Below are 242 nucleotides of genomic sequence, written 5' to 3' on the forward strand. Positions count from 1 at the left end.
TCCGCCTGGACGGCCTGCAACCGGCTCCGCCGCACGCCCAGCCGCTGCTCGCGCCGGACCCGGGGGAACTGCTCGGGGTCCCCGACCAGCGGCACGGGGCGGCCGAAGCGCTTCCTCAGCGGGACGGCCGCCTTGCCCTGGGGCACCAGGGCGAGCAGCTCGCCGGTGGCCTGCACCGAACCGAACAGCAGGGTGCGGGCGTTCTCGAGCTGCTCGACCGACCAGGTCGCGGGGTCCCCGCC

The 242-nt window shown here is 76.9% G+C and carries 1 protein-coding gene; it reads right to left on the minus strand.

Translation table 11 applies throughout. From position 1 onward, the window contains the following. The coding region (locus tag AC0IVP_RS22115) for a hypothetical protein (RefSeq protein ID WP_471759306.1) at positions 1-242 on the minus strand (242 nt) is incomplete at both ends.

This window comes from Klenkia sp. AC732 (assembly GCF_979256525.1).